This is a genomic window from Aeromicrobium sp. PFPM2_SD2 (assembly GCF_057364525.1).
Genome location: NZ_JBNFNZ010000431.1, coordinates 1 through 2,045 on the forward strand (window position 1 = coordinate 1; position 2,045 = coordinate 2,045).

At 74.4% G+C, this 2,045-nt stretch carries 3 protein-coding genes; 1 reads left to right on the forward strand and 2 read right to left on the reverse strand.

Going from position 1 to position 2,045, the window contains the following annotated elements:
• Positions 1-1,120 (reverse strand): NAD(P)H-binding protein (locus AC2W7G_RS14675; RefSeq protein ID WP_485869091.1); only part of this gene is annotated, 1,120 nt, incomplete at its 3' end.
• A 42-nt stretch (positions 1,121-1,162) separates the two neighbouring features.
• Positions 1,163-1,483, reverse strand: coding sequence for a 4-fold beta flower protein (locus tag AC2W7G_RS14680; protein WP_485869092.1), 321 nt, complete (start codon positions 1,481-1,483; stop codon positions 1,163-1,165).
• A 172-nt stretch (positions 1,484-1,655) separates the two neighbouring features.
• Between AC2W7G_RS14680 and AC2W7G_RS14685 the strand changes: the two genes are divergently transcribed.
• Positions 1,656-2,045: alpha/beta fold hydrolase (locus tag AC2W7G_RS14685; RefSeq protein WP_485869093.1), on the forward strand; the 390-nt coding region annotated here is incomplete at its 3' end.

A 2,045-nucleotide genomic window follows, 5' to 3' on the forward strand; every position in this document is an offset into this window, starting at 1 on the left:
GGGCGCGCCAGGCCAGCGGCCAGGAGTACCAGCCGTGGCTGCCGCCGATGCCCTGGATGACGGCCCACAGGTCCTGCGGGGTCGCGTCGACCTCGCGCGTCCGCTCGTCGGTGTAGAGCGTGCCGCCGGCCCAGTCCGGGTCCGAGGGCAGCGGCTCGGCGGGCGCGCCCGCGGGGCTGGCCGACGACCACGACGTGGGCACGTCGAGGTTCTGGATCTTGGTCAGGGCGAGCTCGACCGACCGGTCGAACCCGGTGAGCCCGCCGGGCGGCGGGGGGACGAGGTCGTCGATGTCGTGCTCGGACGCCACGACGTTGTTGCGCAGCGACTCCACGAGCGGACGGGCCAGTCCGCTGGGCACGGGGGTGACCAGCCCGACCCACAGGCTCGACAGCGTGGTCGACAGGATCGGCACCGGCAGGATGCGCCGCTTGGGCAGCCCGGCGACCGCGGCGTAGCGCCGCATCATGCCCAGGTACGTCAGCACGTCCGGCCCGCCGATGTCGAAGCGGCGGTTCACCTGCGACGGCATGGACGCGCTGCCGACCAGGTAGTGCAGCACGTCGCGCACGGCGATCGGCTGGGTGCGGCTGTGCACCCAGCGGGGCGTGACCATCACCGGGAGCCGCTCGGTCAGGTGGCGCAGCATCTCGAACGAGGCCGACCCCGACCCGATGACGACGCCGGCCTGCAGCACGGTGGTGGGGACGCCGGAGTCGAGCAGCACCTGGGCGACGCGGTCGCGCGAGCGCAGGTGCTCGGACAGCTCCTCGTCGGCCGGGTCCATGCCGCTGAGGTAGACGATGCGGTGCACCCCGGCGGCGCGGGCCTGCTCGGCGAAGGTGCGGGCGATGCGCTCCTCGGTGGCGGCGAAGTCCTTGCCCGAGCCGATCGAGTGCAGGAGGTAGTAGGCGACGTCGACGCCGTCCAGGGCGCGGCGGACGTCCGCGGCCTCGGTGGCGTCCGCGCGGGCGACCTCGACGTCGTCGGCCCAGGCGTGGGCGCGGGCCTTCGCCTCGTCGCGGACCATCACCCGCACGGTGTGCCCGGCGTCGAGCAGGGCGGGGACGAGACGTCCACCGATGTATCCGGTGGCGCCGGTGACGAGGCTGCGGGTCATGTGCCGAGTATCCGGCCGTCGGGCCGACCCGGCACCCGCAGATCAGGCCGGGTGCGGCAGGCGGACGTCCTCGTAGGCGAAGCGGTAGGGGAAGGCGGCGGGCGGGAGCGGCTGGCCGGACGCGTGCGGGGCGCGCGGCGGCACGACGGGCTCGGGCGCGGGACGCTCCCACCAGTCGTTGCGCCGCACGAGGCGGTCGCAGACGATCGTGCCGAGGTAGCGGCCCTGGGCGTCGGCGACGTCGCGGTCCTCCCACGCCTGCCAGCCGATCCAGTGGCCCTCGAGGTCGAAGACGTGGGGATCGTCCGGGTCGCGGCGGAACGCGATGACGTGGCCGTCGAGGTCGTACAGGTAGCTGCTCATCGGTGCTCCTCTCGCAGCTCTCCCTTCGGCCGACGCTAGGCCGACCTGACCGGCGGCGTGGGCGCCTCGCCGAACGCTGTGGAAAATGGCTCGATCGGGCTAGTCCGGCGGCCGTGGTGTGACCGGCGTCGCACGGTCTGCTTGGATGTGCCGGACGACGGAGGGAGCCGCCATGACCGCCGACCAGCTGGTCCCGACCTGGTTCACCGACGCGCTCGCGCAGCGTCCCGGCACCGGACGTGTGACGGTTACCGGCGCCGAGATCTTCTACCGCACGTGGGGCCCTGCCGGCGCGCCCGTGACCGTCCTCGTGCACGGCGGGGCGGCCCACGCGGGCTGGTGGGACCACGTGGCGCCGTTCCTGGCCGACGACCGGCGGGTCGTCGCCCTCGACCTGTCCGGCCACGGTGACAGCGACTGGCGCGAGGCGTACGACCTGGGCACGTGGGCGTCCGAGGTCGAGGCCGTCGCCGCCGCGGAGGGGCGACCCCGAGCCGGTCGTCCTGGGCCACAGCATGGGCGGGTTCGTCGCCCCTCACCGCCGCCACGCGTCCGGGCTGCC